This window comes from Bacillus sp. GMa5/1 (genome assembly GCF_050172015.1).
GTDB lineage: Bacteria > Bacillota > Bacilli > Bacillales > Bacillaceae_G > Bacillus_A > Bacillus_A cereus.
In genome coordinates, this window is the sequence record NZ_JBNLYC010000089.1 from 1 (window position 1) to 18,502 (window position 18,502).

Sequence of the window (18,502 nt, forward strand, 5' to 3'; positions counted from 1 at the left end):
GCTATAAGAGTATTGAATAAGATATTGATTCACTACTCTTATAGCAACTTTACATTATATGGTATATTTACTCGTAAAAAGAAGATAATAACAAGTAAATCCATTAAAGAATGGGAGCACTCAAAAAATGAAACGAAAAATATTAACTCTCTTTACACTTTTATGCTTAGCACCACCAATACAAGCTAGTGCTTACACATTTCAGTCACTACCGATTGCGTCAAAGTCTAAACAATGGTATGTCGAAATCGATAAATCTCATAACTCAAACAAGCAAGCAATCCAGCCAAAGCAAGGTGTATTTGATACGTATAGTTTACTCGTAAAAAACATCGGTCATGATGTATCAAACGTATCTGTGGAAATACTTGATAACAACCCTACCTCTAAAGCTACCTTTAAACCTACTACACCTAATGAAAATATTTCTAAAAGTCATACAAGCTTTGACTACATGGTATTCCCATTAGACTTTAATAGTCATAATTTTAAAGTTGTGATCACTTGGGAAGAAAAGAATTTCTCTTATAACGGCCATCCGGTAAATGAAGGTAAAAAAATGAAAGAAACATTTGTATTTAATGAAGACTAAGTCCTAATTTCTTTAGGGCTTAGTCTTCATTTTTGAAACCTGCTTGTATCGCTTCCGTCACTTCTTTTGTGATTTCTAATTTTGTTGTGCCAAATATGTACGGACAGTTTTTCATTACAAAGGTGTTTTATTAATACTAGTTGATTATATGCTAAGTTATTTTCTATATAGGTCTAGCCCTCTTTTCCCATATAATCAATTAAATCGACGAATACTCGGTACAGACAATGCTATTCCAATTGTTAAAATTACTAAACTAGCTAGTGTTATAATAGTTATTTCGCCACCTATGACAGTAGCTAACCAGCCTACAACTACATACCCTAATGGCAATAAAGCAAAAGAACCCAACATATCAAGGCTTGCCACTCTTCCGAATGCTTCTTCTGGTACAAGCTCCTGTAAACTCGTTTCCCAAATGAGTCCAAATATCATCATGCCAAATCCTTCAATTGCCATTAAGAATATTAAAGCGGGTGCCCAAGAAATGAATGGCATAATTAATAAAGCAATGCCACTCATTAAAACACCTCCATAAGCCAGTAATCCTCTCTTATGCCACCGCTCTTTCCCACCAAATATTACTGCGGCAATTATAGCCCCACCACCAGAAAAGGCCATGCCAAGCCCATACACGTAAGCTTCAAAATGATGATGAACATTAAATAACCATGGAATTAATACGACGATAATGCCGGCATAACAAATATTTATAAAAGAAAAAACTAAAATTGTAATCCACAGCCACGGATGACTTTTTAAAACTAAAACACCTTCCATAAACTCTTGTTTGTAAGTAAGCTTACTCTTTTCAATGGGTTTTACTTTTTTAAACTTAATTTCTTTTAAAAATAATAAACATAAAAATGATAATAAGTACGTTGCTGCATCTAGTCCGAAACCTATCCCTGCAGATGCAACCGATACGATTAACCCACCAAGTGCTGGCCCAATCAATCGTATACCTTGATTACTCATTTGAGTGAGTGCGTTAGCTGCATTACGAATTTCAGGAACGAATACTTTCGCCCTTACAGCAGAATATGCTGGTTGGAATATCCCTTCCATAAGTCCGTATATGGCAACGAGAATATATAAAATCGTAATTGTTAATAAATCCATAAATATAAGCGATGCAAGTAATAGCATTAATATACAGCGGATTATATCCGTAAATAACATTAATTTAACCCGATCAATTCGGTCTACAACTAAACCTGCAAACGGTAAAGCAAGAATATTAGGTAGCATGTACATTGCCATCGTCATCCCCATTACAACTGTTGAGCCAGTTAATGAATACACAACAACTGGAAGTATGACCATAGTTATCGAACTACCTAAGGCCGAGAGTAATTGTCCAATCCATAAAAACTTAAAGTGCGTTGATACTTTAACTGGTAATAATAATTTTCCAATATAACTTAAACTTTTCTCCTTTTGTATTTCCCCTTGCATGTCTCTCTCCTCTTTTCAAATGACTATAGAATACATAATATACGACTGAAAATTCATAATATTATATTTCCAATTATATAAGAAACCATTATGTTATGGTAAAATTATCAAAAAAATATAAAGGAGAATGCATCATTATGCCTCCAAATTCACATAACATCGAACACCAAATCTATACAATGTGTATGATCCAGCGCAACAATGAAGTTTTACTCGTAAAACGACCCAATCATCGAGGTTTCCCTGGCTACATAGCTCCTGGCGGCAAAGTAGATTTTCCCGAAAGTATCGTTCAAGCCGCTATAAGGGAAGTAAAAGAAGAAACCGGATTACTTGTTTCGGATTTTAATTTTAAGGGATTAGATGAATATGTAAATCCGAAAGGGAATGTTCGGTACATGGTATTTAACTACTGGACAGACTCATTTGAAGGTGAACTTCTTTTAAACCCACCTGAGGGCAAATTATTATGGATACCAATCGATACAGCACTAAAGCTTCCTATGCAAGATTGGTTTAAAGAAAGATTCCCATTATTTTTTGAAAAAGGCACTTTTGAAATTCAACGTGCTTGGGATAATGAGCTAGATAAACAAGTTGCTATAACAATTACACATACGTAAAAAAGCTTGGAATTTTCCCAAGCTTTTCTTACTTCTCCTCTACTTTCTTAATCCTATAATCAATTTCTAAAAACTCAACTCCAAATATCCACATTCTATGATTAGCTTCTAGTATGTGATCCGTGCGCTCTTTTATAATAAAAGTCTCTGCTAACGGTAAACGGATTGTCAAGAACCGAGTATGTAAATAAATCCCCTCATCTCCCTGACCATTTTCTCTTAACTTACTAGTAATAATTAAATCATGACTATCATTATATAGTTTCAAAATACCAGTCATATTCGAATAAGGTAAAGGTAAGGCGATATTCATATATGTCTCATTCTTATTTGTATGCTTTGAATAAAGAGCTACAAAAATAGATTTACCTGCTTCATTTTTTCTTAGCCAAGCCCTTACATTCTCTCTTCCATCTTTCTCATCTATGACACTAATGATAGAGCCATGCATCGTTTCCCAATTGCCGCCCATTCCTAAATGTATTTGTTCTACACGCTTACTCATTTTCTCATAGCAAAGTGCGAACGGACGGAACCAACGAGCCCATTTAATATTCGATTGCAATTCATACTCTACTGTATTTTCATAAAAATGAATAATACTTAAAGGAACCTTCGTCACATCAAATGCCTCACTATGAAAGTCATTTACTTTATCAACTAAACCGTTGTATTCCTTACTGTCTACTAAATTGCTGCTATATAAATAAGCCTCACCAATTGCCACATTTCCTCTTAACTTACTCATTGGTTTCCCATAGTATTTATAATTCGGAACACTCTTTTCAATCACCCAGCCGATAAATGCCGGTAACGCTACTCCAATTCCGTTGACAACACCATGAATCCAAACCATTTGAGCAATTGTAATCGTCAAGACATGCTTCAAATTCCCGTATGAATATATAAGTGAGAACATAATTGTAACCATGAGTGTACTAGACGAAACGATTAGAAGAATCTTTGCACTGATAGCATTAAATTTTGCTCTCCAAACGTAAAATCCATACCCATAAATTGCACATAAATATAGGAACACTGCAAAAAATTCAAATATTCTTGAGTATGTAATTCCTATTGCAACTGTCATAGGTGAAATCATGATGATAAACATAATAGCATCATACACTTTACTTCTCTTTTCTCTTTTTCTCCCTATTAAACCAGCTGATAATGGCAATAGAAACGCCGAATAATGAAAATGTGCAGCTGTGAGTAAAACAATGTCAGAGCTAAAATGCATAATTGAAAGTTTTGCTACTGAAGCAGAAAACCAAAAACCACCTAAAAACAAATAAATAAACGCACTATCTATGGCGATCTCTTCTAACGGCTTCCATCCTCTTTCTAGCAATCTACTTACACCAAATAACGCAACAATTCCTGTATATACAAACCAAACTAGCGCAAATAAATAGTGATTTGTGACGAAAGCTAACATTGCACAAATTGCTGCGATTGGATATAAAAACGATACGAATTTATAAAATAATAAATACAATCCATCTCTTTTTCTTTTATCAATAATACAAAGTGACATTGGTATAAATAATAAAACAGATAATAATATAATTGCTTCAACAGGATTTACATTCGACCACTCACATATTAGAAAAATAACATAACAAGCAAGCCCAAATATTATATTTTTCATATCGTTTATTTCCTTTCCACAAATGTTCCCTTATATGAAAAAAGCGATCCAATTAACGGGTTTCGTACTTGTACATGAATTCGAAAACATTGTAGTTCATCATCATAACTTTCAACAATTTTTGCTTCACCATACAAAAATTTTGGTAACGGCATTTTTCTTCCAAACATATAAAACCATTGTTTCTTTGAAGAAATATGCATTGCCCCTAACTCATCGATATGAAAATGCAGTGTAGAGACGAGTAAATGTGGTTCACCAAAATAATCTACAATTTCTTTTTCTTTTTCATCCAATTGCATAACTGCGTTAAAATATCTTTTCTTATTATGAAAATAAAAAGTACGGTTCCACCTTACTAATTCTTGTCCATATTCATCTCGCTCAGCTATGTTTTGTATCGTAAATGGAATTTCCTCTCCTCGTTCCGAGAAAAACATTCGAAACTTCGATGCAATTTTTAATATAAATTTCACGAAAAAAGAGCCACCGTAAATTTCATCCATCTTTCCTTCACCTGTAAAACTATTCTCTTCTGTAATCGCATAACGCTTCTGCAATTCAGGATGAAGATTTTTATAGGTATCCCCTAATAATCGTTCATATATATTAGCCATACACTTATCCCTTTCTCGCCCTATTGCAATTTTTAGCTCTTGGTAAATCGAAACTATTTATATAACCGACAATTGATAACCCCATTAGAAGAACATTTAATGTAATCGGATTAAACGGCCCTGTAAAGCTTGTAATATTCGTAAATCCTGCCGCTAATGTTAAAACTAGTAATACAATAATATGCAGTATAAATAATTTTCTTTTTGTTATTGGCAACAGCCATACGACACCGAAAATTATTTCTACCCCCCCAATTATTTTAAGTATATATACACTACTTTCATTTGAACCGATTAATACAGAAAGCATCTTTACTTCTTCTAAATGAGTAAAAAGTAGTTTTGGCACTATCCCTTGATATATCCATACAAAAGCAAATAAAAAACATACGAGCCAATACGTCATTGTTCTTCTAATTAGTAACCTAGGATGAAGCCCCTTTTCTAACCATAATTTTAAGGCATCAAAACTCCAAGCAGTCGCCCAACCTAATAACGGACGAAAAGTATAGGAATCTATTACATTTCCTATACGACCAAATCTTATATCATAATCATATTGTGTCTCAAAATGGATGTATTCTTTATTGGGCGTATACTTCCAATAACCACGTCCTATTTGAATAAGAGATAATGTATTATCCGTCCAAAATTTTAAAGAAGAAATTCTTTCACCAGTTTCTTTTCTTATTTCACCTATTGATTCCCCTTCTCCAGCTATTTCAAGCCCAAATCCAATCTTTGTTTTATATAAAAACTTCTGTGGTTCTCCTTCTTTTTTCTCTAAATACGAAATTTCAGTAAAGCGAGCATCCCACTCTGTATGTATATCTGGTTCTTGCGTATATTCCCATAATTTTTCCATCGTCGTGTTCATTTTTGTCGCAACATAAATAGGCTGTTTCCTTTTCATTCTCCCCACCTCCTATGCACTATAAGTTTAATGTACATGCAATGAATTTATTTTGCTACATTTTTCACAAACTTCCTCAAAAAAAGAAAGAATTTTTAAAATATATATAAAACACTTGATTCCACGAAAAATTTAAATTATTATAAAACAAATGTTACCAACAACTTCATAAATCAAACACTCTCGCCTAAAACGTGAGATAGAGGTTGCGATACTTATGAGTATTCTAATGGAGACACAGAGATGTCTATGAACTTAGATGAAAGGAAGTATTGCCGAAATTGATAAATTTCTCTGCATTTATCAATTGGGGCTGTTTTCGAATAGAAACAGAACTGTCATATGTACAGACGTGTACGTATGAAGAGCTATCTACAAAAAAGAGATATCATTTTTTTATGATATTCCTTTTTTGGCGGTTTTTTTATTAGCTCCGTTTTCTGTTTCCCTTTTCCTGTAACAGCACCATCCTCACTTATTTGAGATGGTGTTTTTTGTTTGTCTTTCTGGTAACTACAGGAGTATTGGGATTTATATATTTCCTAATCTATTCTTAAAAATAGACGAAAGAAGGAATTTGTAATGGAAACAATTGTTCAAAAATTTGGTGGCACTTCTGTCGGAAGCGTCGAACGCATTCAACATGTAGCAAATTTAATTATTGAAGAATATGAACGAGGTCATAGCATTGTCTCTGTCGTTTCAGCAATGGGAAAAAGCACAGATGAACTTGTCGCACTCGCTAACGCTATCACAGAAAATCCAAGTAAACGTGAAATGGATATGCTTCTATCTACAGGAGAACAAGTAACTATTTCATTATTAACAATGGCACTGCAAGCAAAAGGCTATCATGCAATTTCATTAACAGGGTGGCAAGCAGGTATTACGACAGAATCTGTACATAGTAGTGCACGGATTACTGACATTCATACAGATCGTATTCAATCTTATCTTGCTGAAGGTACGATTGTTATCGTAGCTGGTTTCCAAGGTATAAGTGTAGAAAATGAAATTACAACGCTTGGCCGTGGTGGCTCTGATACAACTGCTGTCGCACTAGCCGCTGCACTTAAAGCAAAAAAATGTGATATTTATACGGATGTGACAGGTGTATATACGACGGACCCACGAGTTGTAAAAGATGCTTACAAATTAGACGAAATTTCTTATGACGAAATGTTAGAGCTTGCTAATCTCGGTGCCGGCGTATTACACCCGCGCGCTGTTGAGTTTGCTAAAAATCATAATGTAGTTTTAGAAGTTCGCTCAAGTATGGAACAAGAAAACGGAACAATTGTAAAAGGAGAATGTAACATGGAACAACAATCAATCGTTAAAGGTATTGCATTTGAGGATAACATTACACGTGTCACAATTAAAGGATTAGAACAAGGCTCGCTTTCAACAGTTTTCTCTACATTAGCAGCAGCACACATTAATGTAGATATCATCATTCAAAGTATTACAAATGAAGGAACTGTACACCTCTCCTTCTCCATTCATTCGAATGATTTAAGAGAAACTTTAGAAGTTTTGGAACAAAATCAAGAAACTCTTCACTATGAATCTGTAGAACATGAAAATCACTTAGCAAAAGTATCAATCGTAGGATCTGGCATGGTATCTAACCCAGGTGTCGCTGCAAATATGTTCACTACTTTAAAAGAAGAAGATATTCATATTAAAATGGTAAGTACATCAGAAATTAAAGTGTCTGTCGTTATTGATCGCCTTCATTTAGTAACAGGCGTTGAGGCGCTGCATCAATCATTTATGGCGAAAATTGAGCCTTTCGTGCAAATGAGCTAATCTGATATATTTAGTAATACTAAAAAAATCAGATTAATGTATTACCTTCCTATTAAATAAAAAGCTGTTCGTTAACACGATGCTATATGACATATTAAAAAACACCTTGTCACATTTTCCTATACTGTGACAAGGTGTTTTTAACTGAAAGGAATTTGTAACTACTTAGTAGTATAATTATGAGGATAATTAAATAATAGACTTTTATACATAAGGAGATAAGACTATGGCAAAAAACAAATTACTACGAATGGACAATGTCAGCATCGTTGTAGAATCCCTTGATAACGCAATCTCTTTCTTTGAGGAGATTGGCTTGAATCTCGAAGGTCGAGCCAATGTCGAAGGTGAATGGGCTGGTCGCGTAACTGGACTCGGTTCTCAGTGCGTAGAGATCGCTATGATGGCCACTCCAGATGGCCACAGCCGAATTGAACTTTCGCGATTTCTCACCCCACCTACTATATCAGATCACCGAAATGCTCCTGTAAACGCCCTCGGTTATCTACGCGTCATGTTCACCGTTGAAGACATTGACGAAATGGTATCGAGACTCACTAAGCATGGTGCAGAGCTCGTTGGTGAAGTAGTTCAGTACGAGAACTCGTATCGTCTCTGCTACATTCGTGGAGTCGAAGGAATTTTAATCGGTTTAGCGGAAGAACTCGGTAATAAATAAGTAATATTTTATAAGAAGTCTTTACTAAAGTAAAAATATTTGAAAGAAATTCTCGCTTCATAAAACTTAGATTTTGAACCCCGTCCTAGTTTTAGAACGGGGTTATGCTTGTTTGAACTTTTTAACACACTATCAACATCCTAAAATCATTATAAAACAATTCAATTACTTCTTATACTCTTTCCTAGGAAATATAACTGATTCTTCTCACCTCTTATCATATATATCTTTTCTTTTAAAAAACGATCTGAACTCATTCAAAATAACTTTCTTCACGTCAGAGTAAAAAACTATCATGAATAGTGCTATTCCTAATAAGATTTCTTGCATTCCTTCATAATCAACGAAAGCACTTAAAATTAGCAAACCACATCCAATATAAAAACCAAATTCATTTCCTTTCTCAAAATCCTCATCTTCTGCATCACTATGTATTTTCTTTTTGAAATCTTGATTCCCTTTTATCAACTCATCTAGCGTAACATTATACATTTCGCTCAGTAAAATTAAATTATCAATATCAGGATAACTTTTATCATTTTCCCATTTATATACCGCTTGCCTCGTTACACCAATCTTTTTAGCAACATCCTCTTGTGAAAACCCCTTTGACTCTCGTAGTTTTTTAACTGTTCTCCTAAATTCATAACGTCCCCTCCTTTAACAAATTATTACATAAAAAGAGATGTAAAAGAAAGAAACCATTAGTAAAATTCACTGTAAACCATTCGTTTACACAATAAAAAGAGAGGATAACTCTTTGAGCTACCCTCCCTCACTTCTATTAAAACAGATGAATGTTTTCTTTTTTACAAGCTGCACGTAAATCGTCAGGCCATACAGAAGATTGAACTTCACCGATATGAGCTTTACGTAAGAAGTACATGCACATTCTTGATTGTCCAATACCACCGCCGATTGTTAATGGTAGTACGTCTTCTAGTATACCTTTATGGAAATCATACTCACGTTTGAAGTCTTCACCAGTTTTCGTTAACTGCTCATCAAGTGATTTACTATCAACACGAATTCCCATTGATGATAATTCAAATGAAGATTGTAGTACTGGGTGCCAGAATAAAATGTCACCGTTTAATTTCCAATCGTCATAATCAGCTGCGCGTCCGTCGTGCTTTTCACCTGAACGAAGTGCATCACCAATTCCGATAATGAAGACTGCACCGTGTTCTTTCGCAATTGCATGTTCACGATCTTTCGGTGTTAATTCTGGATATTTATCTTCTAATTCTTGAGAAGTAACGAAAACAATTTCTTCCGGTAAATACTTTCCAAGGAACGGATATTTTTCAAATAAGTGATCCTCTAAATCTTTGAATATTCCATAAATTGTTTGTACTGTTTTTTGTAAGTAATCGACAGTACGCCATTCTTTTTGAACGATTTTTTCCCAATCCCATTGGTCAACGTAAATGGAATGCGTTGCATCTAGTTCTTCATCACGACGAATCGCGTTCATGTTTGTATATAAACCTTCACCAGCTTCATATCCATATTCATGTAATGCAAATCGTTTCCATTTCGCTAGTGAATGAACAATTTCTAATTCTTCTCCTGAATGTAACATATCAAATTCAATTGGACGTTCTACACCGTTTAGGTGATCGTTTAATCCTGATTTTTTCGTTACGAATAATGGTGCAGATACGCGGAATAGTTCAAGGCGTTTTGCTAATTGGTCCTCGAAAAATGTTTTAACTTCCTTAATTGCAATTTGAGTCTCTCTTACTGTCATTAATGATTGATACATGGTGGTTTCCTCCTAAAATGTTTGGATGTTGTGAAAAGAAGCCAACAAAAAAAGCCCTTCTTTCCCAAAAAACTGGGACGAAAGGCTTTGGTTCCGCGGTACCACCCAAATTAGCAACAGAGGTTGCTCACTTATACAATACGGAGATGAAATATCTCGATACTGTTCTTCTTGTAACGGCGAAGTTCCCGGCTAAGTCTACTTTCCTATAAAGGATTTCGGTTAGCAACTCCAGGAGGTTCTTCATAATAGGCTTCGTATCAGGCTCACACCACCCCTGACTCGCTTAAACTACGTCCTACTACTACTCGTCCTTTCATAGTCGTTTTGTTGTCACATCTCTGAAACATTTTATTAATGATTATTCTATACAAAAAATAAAGAAAGTCAACAAAAAGTTTTAAAATATTTTTCAATTCTTTATTTTACGGCTTTATTGATTGTTGTTAATTTAACATCTTTACTTTTTCTGCCTCGTCAATCCAAAAAATGTTTCACTGACCGAAACTAACGTATAAACAATAATTAATGTGATCGTTCGGAATATAGAATCCGCAGTATTTCTTATTATTTTCATTTTCTTTATAATTCCTTTCAGTTTACTTGCAATTTCATGATATACTATAGCATTCAAGCAGTTTATTTTTACTTAAAGCAATCATAGTCATTTATAAAGAGTATTTTCTAAATCATTGACTATTATCAAATAAGATTTTTAAATAACGGAGTGATCATATGAGTAAAACGAAGGCAAAACCGAAAAAAGGTGTAGGACAAGGTACAGGAAGTAAAGGATGGAACCGTTGGCAATCAAGTGCAAAGAAAAAGGCAGCTGCAAAGCCATACAAAAGTAAAGGTACAAAGAAGTAATTTAAATAACATTTGATTTCTTTACTTTGCACAAAACAAAATATAATTATTACAACAAAAAGCTATGCTTTCACATGTGAAAGCATAGCTTTTTCATATTAAATCATTAAAATATCTCGTATTTCTTCCTCCGTGATGGATGCTAATTTTTCTTCTCCCGGCTCAATCACTTCAGCAATTAAATTTTTCTTACTTTCTTGCAGTTCATGCATTTTCTCCTCAATTGTTCCGTGGGCTACTAGCTTTATAACTTGCACTGTATTTTTTTGCCCCATTCGATACGCTCTATCGGCCGCTTGTTGTTCAACAGCTGGATTCCACCATAAATCGTATAATATTACTGTATCTGCACCAGTTAAATTAAGTCCGGTACCACCAGCTTTTAAAGAAATGAGAAATAGATCCCCTTCTCCTTCGTTAAACCGATCGCACAGCTCTACACGTTCCTGCGCTGGTGTACTCCCGTCTAAATAAAAGTATGGAATTGCTTGGTGATTTAACTCACGACCAATAATGGAAAGCATCTTCGTAAATTGAGAAAAAATTAATATTCTCTTTCCTGTACTTCTACATTCCTCTAAAATCTCTAACAGTTGTTCAAATTTAGCTGAACTTCCTTTGTAATCATCAACAAATAAAGCAGGATGACAACAAATTTGTCGCAATCTCGTTAAACCAGCTAAAATTCTAATTTTATTTTTACGTAACGTATCTTTGTCTAAATGCTTTAACGTTTCTTCCCTTAGCTTCGCTAAATAAGCAGCATAGAGACTCTTTTGATCGGGTAATAACTCCGATGATTGTAAGTGCTCTATTTTCTCTGGCAACTCATTTAATACGTCCCCTTTTAATCGTCTTAATACGAATGGTTTCACTCGCTTCGCTATATCTTCACGCCTTAAATCACCGAACTCTTTTCTTCCTGGTAATAATTCTGGGAAGACGACATGGAAGATAGACCATAGCTCTTCTAATGAATTTTCTACAGGTGTACCCGTTAGCCCAAAACGGTATTCAGCTTGAATTGTTTTCACAGCTCTTGCCGTTTGCGTTGTAGGGTTTTTAAACGCCTGCGCTTCATCAAGGAATAGTGTATGAAATGGTCTTGCATACAATCTTATATCTCTTCTCAGTAATGGATATGACGTAATTACGACATCAAATTCCGTTATATCTTTCAAAATTTTCCGGCGCTCTGCTTGGTTTCCATCTGCAATAACTGCTCTAATATGCGGGGCGAATTTTTTCAATTCACTAAACCAATTATAAACAAGAGATGATGGTGAAACGACTAATATAGGTAGTTTCTTTTCTCGAATCTCAGGCAAAACAGAATCTATAAAAGCAATGCTTTGCAACGTTTTTCCAAGTCCCATATCATCTGCTAAAATACCCCCAAAACGGTAATGAGCAAGTGTTTTCATCCATTCGAACCCATATACTTGATACTTTCTCATTTCTGCATTTAAAGTATTTGGCACAGCAAAATTTAATTTTTTCGGGTTTTGAATGTTTTCTACTAACTCTTGAACAGAATCATCTAAACTTAAAACATTGCCTTCATGAAGTCCGTTCATCCATTTTACACTCCGAATAAGTGGAACATTTACCTCTTCTCCATGTAAAAATTCTTTCCGAATACCTGATTCTTTTATAAACTGATTAATTTCATTAAACTCTTTACTCTCTAGCGATAAAAACGAACCATTCGCCAATCGATAATATTTACGTTTCTCTTCAAGGGCCGCTAATACACCTTTAATTTCTGCTTCTGGTATTCCTTTTATATCAAAACGAAATGACAACCAATCAATTCTTTCTTTTCTTCTCACTCTAATAAGAGGAACTGCATCCCCTTTACTAATTCGCAATTTGATTGCTGTAGTCGCATAAATATCAACTAAACCTTTTAATGTTGGCACGACGTGATATAAAAAATTATACTCAGCTTCTTCATTATGCATAAAGTAACCGCCTTCTGTTTTTGCAAAAGCACTTTCACTCATAATGTCTAAAATCTCTTTTTCCTTTTTCTCATCACGATTAAAAACAGACGGCTGTCCATCCTCTTCTAGCGGATTAATCATGACGTTCCCATAGTGAAATTCAAGACCTGCTAATAAGCGATTTTTCACGCGGTCTAAATACAATTTCGCTTTTAGCGAAGGTGTTTCAACACGATCCGATATTACTTCATCAATGTGTACAGTTCCGAGCTTCATTAATCCTGGTACAACTTTCGCGACGAAATGTTCCATCTTACTTTCTGGAATATAAAACTGATTACTATTTGAGCGACTCATCATCTTTTGTAATTCAATAAGTCGCATACAATCTTCAATGTGTAAGTGATATAATTTCCCATCGTAAAGTGCATTGTTATACATATCCATAACTTGTACACGATTTAAACCATCTATATGAAGTGTAAATCCGCCATTATTTCCCTTCGTAAATTCAAAGTGTAACGGCAACAACCCTTTTGAAACTTGTAATCCCTGAAACAGTTGTTCATTTTGTTTCAGCTGTACATATTCAACTTTAGAAAGTGAAGAGAGCATATCTTTCCATGAAGCTGGTGGTATAAATATCATACTTTCATCTTGTTTCGCATGTACTTCTAGCGTATCTTCATACATTTTTTCGTTATGATACATTTTAATGAGCTGCTGAATAATCGCATCCGTTTCTTGTTTAAAACTATGTACATCTGGTGTATATGTAAATTCATTTGAACAATGAAAAGATTCCCTTTTCTCCACCTTAGAAAGAAATTCTCTAATATGATTTATGAAATACACTTTGGCAAGTTTCAATTGAATTCCAAGAAGAGCCCCACCACTTCTCGTAGCTACTGGTGTACATATAAACTCAATATCTAATATTTCACGTGTATCAAAACGGTGTTGTTTACTTTTTGGCCTCAGTGGTTTGTCTGCAAACAGCTGAAACATACCACTTGTCAATTGATCATTTCTGCTACTAGTGGAGCTCATTCTACCTGTTTGTTGATTATAGTTTATTTGTATTAATACTGCTGCAACATGTTGACAGTACGTTTGAAAAGACGCTAATGAAGGACAACTACATTTTGCAACAACATCACCCTTTTTGGCTTTTGCTACTGTAACATGGAAATCCTCGTTCCCTTTTACTGTCGCCTCACAAATTTCTTTATTTTCATCGTACTGATCTATTATCACTTTATTTGATTTATAATAGGCTTCACCTCTTTTATATGAGGTCTCTCCGCACACTTCTTTAATAATCGATTTATTCAATGTGAAACTCATTGCTTTGACACTTCCTTAATATAAAACCATTTTCTCTTACTTAACATTTTACATGCTCCACGAGAAAATATAAAATGTTGATTTAACAAAAGAAGATGCTTATTTATAAGCATCTTCTTCACTCTATCTCCATCAACCTCTTCGCCTCAAAATACAACACTTGAATAAACTTTTTCGTATTAATTCGCGTATGACCAGAAGATGCGAGTTCATCTTTCGTCATTTCTGTCATCCGTTTTCTAACTACGGTAAAATCGAAAAATTTTGGAGCATAGCTTTCAAATTTTGGATTTGAAAAGTCTGTTAATCCTAAAGAAGCCAAATGATTTAACGACTGATAAATAGCTCGACGTACTCTTTGTTCAGACGCTTTTTTCTCTTTATCAATATCCGCCTCTAAAGCTAAATCCCCTAATTTTCTTATCGTAATATGATGGAAAATTTCTTTTAACGCAGGAAAGCCAAACTCAAATGTCTGTGCCTTTTCTTGACCATATAAATATTCCAGCATACTAAGTAAATCTTTACTTCCATTCTCTCCCGCAATACCGAGTTCTGATAGTAAAAAGCGCCCTAAATCCCCTATCTTTTTTCCTTCTTGCACTGGTTCAGTACGCAATTGCGGTTTTTCCCACTGAAACACGTTATTCAATGATTTTTGAATATCGTGTATAGAACGCTCCAATCTAATACGCTCCATCACTTTGCGTACAACAGATACAACTTCGATTTTATTTAATGGTTTTGTAATATAATATTCTACACCAAGTGTATATGCCTCACCTATAAGCTGCTTCGATTCCACTTGAGAAATCATAATGATTTTCCCCGTGAAAGTTGACGCAATGTGACGAACTGTTTCAATTCCGTCCCTCATCGGCATCAACAAATCAATAAATAAAATATCTACTTTTTTAAAATTTAGTTGATCCGCCTCAATAAAAGCTCCGTCATCCGCCTCACCAATTACTTCTCCAAGATCTCCATCTTCAATAATTTGCGAAAGCATCGAACGGAAAACTTCATCATCGTCTACGATATAATAAAACAAATCTATTCCCCTTCCCGCTTTAAACTACCCTCCGGTAAACAAACGATAAACTTACATCCTCTTTTATTTTCTCGGCCTTCTAATCTCACTTCTCCGCCTAGCTCTGTTACCATTTCATTTATGTAAGAAAGCCCAATACCAGTTGACGGTGTTCCCGTTTGATCATACTTGGAAGTAAACCCTGGCTTAAATACTAATTTCTTATACTTTTGTGCAATACCAGGTCCATCGTCAATTACTTCAAAAAATATATGTTGATCTCTTTTATATAGCTTAATAATAACGACACCTTTATCTTCAATTGCTTCAACTGCATTTGCAGCGAGGTTATTAAAAATTGATAGAACTGTATACACGTGATATGCAGCATGCTCACCTTCTATATGTTTAGAAAAACGTATATCCTTTTCTAGCATTTCAGCATACTTCTCGTTTATTCTAACAATCATTTCTGCTAACTCATGTCCTTCTACATATTCAGCCACATTTTTATCTAATAACAGTTTAGATAATCCTGCAAATATCCTTTGATTATCCTTTTTTATTTCATGCACTTCCCCCGCTATTTTCAATGCTGTTTTACTACTTGAATCAGCGCTTACTTGTAAATTTCGATATAGTTGATATGCTTCTTGTGTAATTAACTCCGCATTTTGTAACGTCTTTTTCAAATGAACAGATTCCACATATAAATTAGAAAGATGCATTAACATATTTTCATTTTCTTTTCGAACTTGCGATTCTTTTAATTTCGTTTCATATAAATTCATCATATTTAAAAAACCAAGTGCAAAGAAACTACGAAAAATAGCAATAATGATGAGTTTATTTACTTCAGAAATCGTTATTATTGTACCTAGTACTAACATGTGATAAAACGCAAGTTCTGACATACTTGCAACAATTTCAATTGAAATTCCAAGGCATCCAATAATGATTGGTTTCTGATGGAACTTATTTACCCTGCAAAGCGAAAAAAAACTGCCATAAATAAAATAATAGAAGAACACAGGATAACGCAAATAAAATGATTCTGTCATATGAAATGAACCTTGCATGATCCAGTCAAGACATACTCGGAATAAGACTACAGATATACCAACAAGAATACCTGCAACTCCTGCTGGTACTCTTCTTAAAAATAATAATAAAAAGAAGAATAGCGGTGTACCGAAGCTAACTCGAAACGTATCATTAAAGGGATGAAAGTTCAGCTCCCCAGCAATCGGAACAACGACCATTAATATAATTAAAAGGGACATATCTTTCTTCCATAATTGATTCCAATTCAAAGGTGACACTTCCTATACTTTTTTTCAGTAGTAAAAGCGAAAGCCCGCTTATTGTTATAAACGGGCTTTTTTTCTATATTCTAACCTTTTCTACCGCTTTTATTTGGCGATACTCTGGCTTCCACATTGCTTCTTTCACTGCCATCTTGATATCGTTATCACTTAAGTTCACTCTTGCAACACCTTCTGCAACTGCAACTTTAGCTACTTCAATTGCAACCATTTCTGAGATATTACGTAATTCTTCGACCTCTGGTAAAATAGGTGCTCCTGGCTGACTTGTATCTACCATACTTGCAACTGCTTCAGCTGCTGCTGCGAACATTCCATCCGTCATGACGCTTGCTCGTACTACAATTGTTCCAAGACCAAGACCTGGGAAAATCAGTGCATTATTTGATTGTCCAATCACATACGTTACACCGTTATATGTAACTGGTTCAAATGGACTTCCTGTTGCAACTAACGCTCTTCCTTCTGTCCACTCGATTAAATCTGCTGGTTTTGCTTCAGCAAGTGGCGTCGGATTCGACATTGGTAAAATAATTGGTCTTTCTACGTGAGAAGCCATTTCTTTAATAATCTCTTCTTTAAATGCACCTGCAACAGTAGATGTACCAATTAAAATTGTCGGTTTTACATGTTTCACAACTTCAGCAAGTCCGATCACATCATTTTGCTTCCACCCACTTACTTCTACTTCTTTTCTTGCGTACGGAATTTGGAAATCAAGAAGATCTTCCATATTATCTGTAACTAACCCGTTACGATCAATACACCAGAAACGCTTATATGATTCTTCTTCAGATACGCCTACGCGGACCATCGCATCTCTAACTTGATCTGCGATACCGATTCCAGCCGTACCAGCACCAAATACAACAACGCGGTGTTCACTTAGCGGTACACCAGAAGCTTTCACTGCCGATAATACTGCCGCAAGTGAAACTGCACCTGTACCTTGAATATCATCATTAAACGTACAAACATCATGACGATATTTATCTAAAATTTTTCGTGCGTTACGAGAGCTAAAGTCTTCCCAATGTAAAAGTGCTTTCGGGAATTGTTTGTTTACCGCTTGTACAAACGTATCAATAAATTCATCGTAAGCTTTACCTGTTATACGAGGGTGACGATTTCCAATATAAAATGGATTGTTTAATAGCTCCTCACGGTTTGTACCTACATCTAAAATTACCGGTAATACACGACTAGGATCGATTCCAACTGCAGCAGTGTAAACAGCTAATTTTCCGATTGCGATGTTAATACCACCAACGCCCCAGTCACCAATTCCTAATATGCCTTCTCCATCTGTTACAACGACTAAATCAATGTTCTCAGCTGTTGCACCGATATTCGTGAATGCTTCTTCGATACCTGATGGATCGTTAATTGATAAATAAACACCACGTGGTTTACGATATTCATGACTATATCTTTGAATTGCTACACCGACAGTTGGTGTATATACAATCGGTAACATTTCACGTAAATGATCTGTTAATATACGATAAAATAATACTTCATTTCGATCATGTAACGCAGTTAAGTATACATTCTTTAATAAATCATCCGGCTGAGAACTAAATTGTTCGTATGCTCGGCGTGCCTGTTCTTCTAACGTTAAAACCGCTGGCGGTAATAACCCTTTTAAACCTAACTCTTTTCTTTCATTTTGTGTGAAAGCTACCCCTTTATTTAAAAGTGGTGTTGATAATACTTCTGCTCCTCTTAATGTTGTTTCTAATGCACCATTAGAAGCTACTGTAAACTTGCTCATAACATCCCTACCTCTATTCATATATAGCATTTCTATATTGTAAACAAAAAAGAGGGGATTGTCCCCCTCTTCTTTTAATTTTTCTTTAAAAGAG

14 protein-coding genes, 1 pseudogene, 1 riboswitch and 1 other annotated feature are annotated in these 18,502 nt (G+C 34.9%); of the genes and pseudogenes, 5 read left to right on the forward strand and 10 right to left on the reverse strand.

Annotated features, from left to right (window positions below; all coding sequences use genetic code 11):
- Positions 1-127 precede the first annotated feature (127 nt).
- Complete coding sequence (locus ACQGSG_RS18725) at positions 128-592, forward strand: hypothetical protein (RefSeq protein ID WP_325843046.1); 465 nt, start codon at positions 128-130, stop codon at positions 590-592.
- Positions 593-787: 195 nt separating this feature from the next.
- Here the strand turns inward: ACQGSG_RS18725 and ACQGSG_RS18730 are convergent, their stop codons facing one another.
- Positions 788-2,050 (reverse strand): MFS transporter, encoded by a 1,263-nt coding sequence (locus tag ACQGSG_RS18730; RefSeq protein ID WP_001161173.1) that lies wholly within the window; start codon positions 2,048-2,050, stop codon positions 788-790.
- Positions 2,051-2,187: 137 nt separating this feature from the next.
- On the opposite strand from ACQGSG_RS18730, the gene ACQGSG_RS18735 reads away from it, so the two are divergent.
- A complete protein-coding gene (locus tag ACQGSG_RS18735) occupies positions 2,188-2,673 on the forward strand; it encodes an 8-oxo-dGTP diphosphatase (protein ID WP_325843045.1) in 486 nt (161 codons plus the stop codon).
- A 28-nt stretch (positions 2,674-2,701) separates the two neighbouring features.
- Here the strand turns inward: ACQGSG_RS18735 and ACQGSG_RS18740 are convergent, their stop codons facing one another.
- The 3 genes from ACQGSG_RS18740 to ACQGSG_RS18750 are packed head-to-tail and all read right to left on the reverse strand — an operon-like array spanning position 2,702 to position 5,857.
- Complete coding sequence (locus tag ACQGSG_RS18740) at positions 2,702-4,327, reverse strand: YndJ family protein (RefSeq protein WP_325843044.1); 1,626 nt, start codon at positions 4,325-4,327, stop codon at positions 2,702-2,704.
- A gap of 5 nt (positions 4,328-4,332) precedes the next feature.
- A complete protein-coding gene (locus ACQGSG_RS18745; RefSeq protein ID WP_325843043.1) occupies positions 4,333-4,944 on the reverse strand; it encodes a DUF4166 domain-containing protein in 612 nt (203 codons plus the stop codon).
- 4 nt (positions 4,945-4,948) lie between these two features.
- Positions 4,949-5,857, reverse strand: a complete 909-nt coding sequence (locus ACQGSG_RS18750) for a DoxX-like family protein (protein ID WP_325843042.1) — start codon at positions 5,855-5,857, stop codon at positions 4,949-4,951.
- A 192-nt stretch (positions 5,858-6,049) separates the two neighbouring features.
- Positions 6,050-6,236: riboswitch (Lysine riboswitch) on the forward strand.
- 203 nt (positions 6,237-6,439) lie between these two features.
- On the opposite strand from ACQGSG_RS18750, the gene ACQGSG_RS18755 reads away from it, so the two are divergent.
- The gene (locus ACQGSG_RS18755; protein ID WP_000448031.1) at positions 6,440-7,669 is read left to right on the forward strand and encodes an aspartate kinase; all 1,230 of its coding nucleotides are present in this window, start codon (positions 6,440-6,442) and stop codon (positions 7,667-7,669) included.
- 226 nt (positions 7,670-7,895) lie between these two features.
- Positions 7,896-8,348, forward strand: a complete 453-nt coding sequence (locus ACQGSG_RS18760; protein WP_001107257.1) for a VOC family protein — start codon at positions 7,896-7,898, stop codon at positions 8,346-8,348.
- Positions 8,349-8,555: 207 nt separating this feature from the next.
- Here the strand turns inward: ACQGSG_RS18760 and ACQGSG_RS18765 are convergent.
- Together ACQGSG_RS18765 and asnA are read right to left on the reverse strand one after the other, a co-directional pair.
- Positions 8,556-8,995 (reverse strand): annotated as a pseudogene (locus ACQGSG_RS18765) (helix-turn-helix domain-containing protein).
- Between the two features lie 137 nt (positions 8,996-9,132).
- Positions 9,133-10,116: an aspartate--ammonia ligase gene (asnA, locus tag ACQGSG_RS18770; RefSeq protein ID WP_000284914.1), complete on the reverse strand. Its 984-nt coding sequence runs from the start codon at positions 10,114-10,116 to the stop codon at positions 9,133-9,135.
- 70 nt (positions 10,117-10,186) lie between these two features.
- Positions 10,187-10,445 (reverse strand) — a binding site (T-box leader).
- 406 nt (positions 10,446-10,851) lie between these two features.
- On the opposite strand from asnA, the gene ACQGSG_RS18775 reads away from it, so the two are divergent.
- Positions 10,852-10,986: a DUF3934 domain-containing protein gene (locus tag ACQGSG_RS18775; RefSeq protein ID WP_000047588.1), complete on the forward strand. Its 135-nt coding sequence runs from the start codon at positions 10,852-10,854 to the stop codon at positions 10,984-10,986.
- Between the two features lie 98 nt (positions 10,987-11,084).
- On the opposite strand, the gene ACQGSG_RS18780 is transcribed toward ACQGSG_RS18775, so the two are convergent.
- The 4 genes from ACQGSG_RS18780 to malS all read right to left on the reverse strand — a co-directional run bounded on the left by ACQGSG_RS18780 (position 11,085) and on the right by malS (position 18,408).
- Positions 11,085-14,279, reverse strand: coding sequence for a DEAD/DEAH box helicase (locus ACQGSG_RS18780; protein WP_065704402.1), 3,195 nt, complete (start codon positions 14,277-14,279; stop codon positions 11,085-11,087).
- Positions 14,280-14,397: 118 nt separating this feature from the next.
- The gene (locus ACQGSG_RS18785; RefSeq protein WP_000500302.1) at positions 14,398-15,330 is read right to left on the reverse strand and encodes a response regulator; all 933 of its coding nucleotides are present in this window, start codon (positions 15,328-15,330) and stop codon (positions 14,398-14,400) included.
- A 2-nt stretch (positions 15,331-15,332) separates the two neighbouring features.
- Positions 15,333-16,631, reverse strand: a complete 1,299-nt coding sequence (locus ACQGSG_RS18790) for a sensor histidine kinase (protein WP_074595886.1) — start codon at positions 16,629-16,631, stop codon at positions 15,333-15,335.
- A gap of 64 nt (positions 16,632-16,695) precedes the next feature.
- Entirely contained in the window at positions 16,696-18,408 is a 1,713-nt protein-coding gene (gene malS, locus ACQGSG_RS18795; protein ID WP_426947792.1) for an oxaloacetate-decarboxylating malate dehydrogenase, read from the reverse strand.
- Positions 18,409-18,502 lie beyond the last annotated feature (94 nt).

What these genes read in the sequence shown, in the direction of transcription:
- ACQGSG_RS18725 (WP_325843046.1), top strand. Translation starts at nt 128, where the DNA reads ATGAAACGAAAAATATTAACTCTCTTTACACTTTTATGCTTAGCACCA.
- ACQGSG_RS18730 (WP_001161173.1), bottom strand. Translation starts at nt 2,050, where the DNA reads ATGCAAGGGGAAATACAAAAGGAGAAAAGTTTAAGTTATATTGGAAAA.
- ACQGSG_RS18735 (WP_325843045.1), top strand. Translation starts at nt 2,188, where the DNA reads ATGCCTCCAAATTCACATAACATCGAACACCAAATCTATACAATGTGT.
- ACQGSG_RS18740 (WP_325843044.1), bottom strand. Translation starts at nt 4,327, where the DNA reads ATGAAAAATATAATATTTGGGCTTGCTTGTTATGTTATTTTTCTAATA.
- ACQGSG_RS18745 (WP_325843043.1), bottom strand. Translation starts at nt 4,944, where the DNA reads ATGGCTAATATATATGAACGATTATTAGGGGATACCTATAAAAATCTT.
- ACQGSG_RS18750 (WP_325843042.1), bottom strand. Translation starts at nt 5,857, where the DNA reads ATGAAAAGGAAACAGCCTATTTATGTTGCGACAAAAATGAACACGACG.
- ACQGSG_RS18755 (WP_000448031.1), top strand. Translation starts at nt 6,440, where the DNA reads ATGGAAACAATTGTTCAAAAATTTGGTGGCACTTCTGTCGGAAGCGTC.
- ACQGSG_RS18760 (WP_001107257.1), top strand. Translation starts at nt 7,896, where the DNA reads ATGGCAAAAAACAAATTACTACGAATGGACAATGTCAGCATCGTTGTA.
- asnA (WP_000284914.1), bottom strand. Translation starts at nt 10,116, where the DNA reads ATGTATCAATCATTAATGACAGTAAGAGAGACTCAAATTGCAATTAAG.
- ACQGSG_RS18775 (WP_000047588.1), top strand. Translation starts at nt 10,852, where the DNA reads ATGAGTAAAACGAAGGCAAAACCGAAAAAAGGTGTAGGACAAGGTACA.
- ACQGSG_RS18780 (WP_065704402.1), bottom strand. Translation starts at nt 14,279, where the DNA reads ATGAGTTTCACATTGAATAAATCGATTATTAAAGAAGTGTGCGGAGAG.
- malS (WP_426947792.1), bottom strand. Translation starts at nt 18,408, where the DNA reads ATGAGCAAGTTTACAGTAGCTTCTAATGGTGCATTAGAAACAACATTA.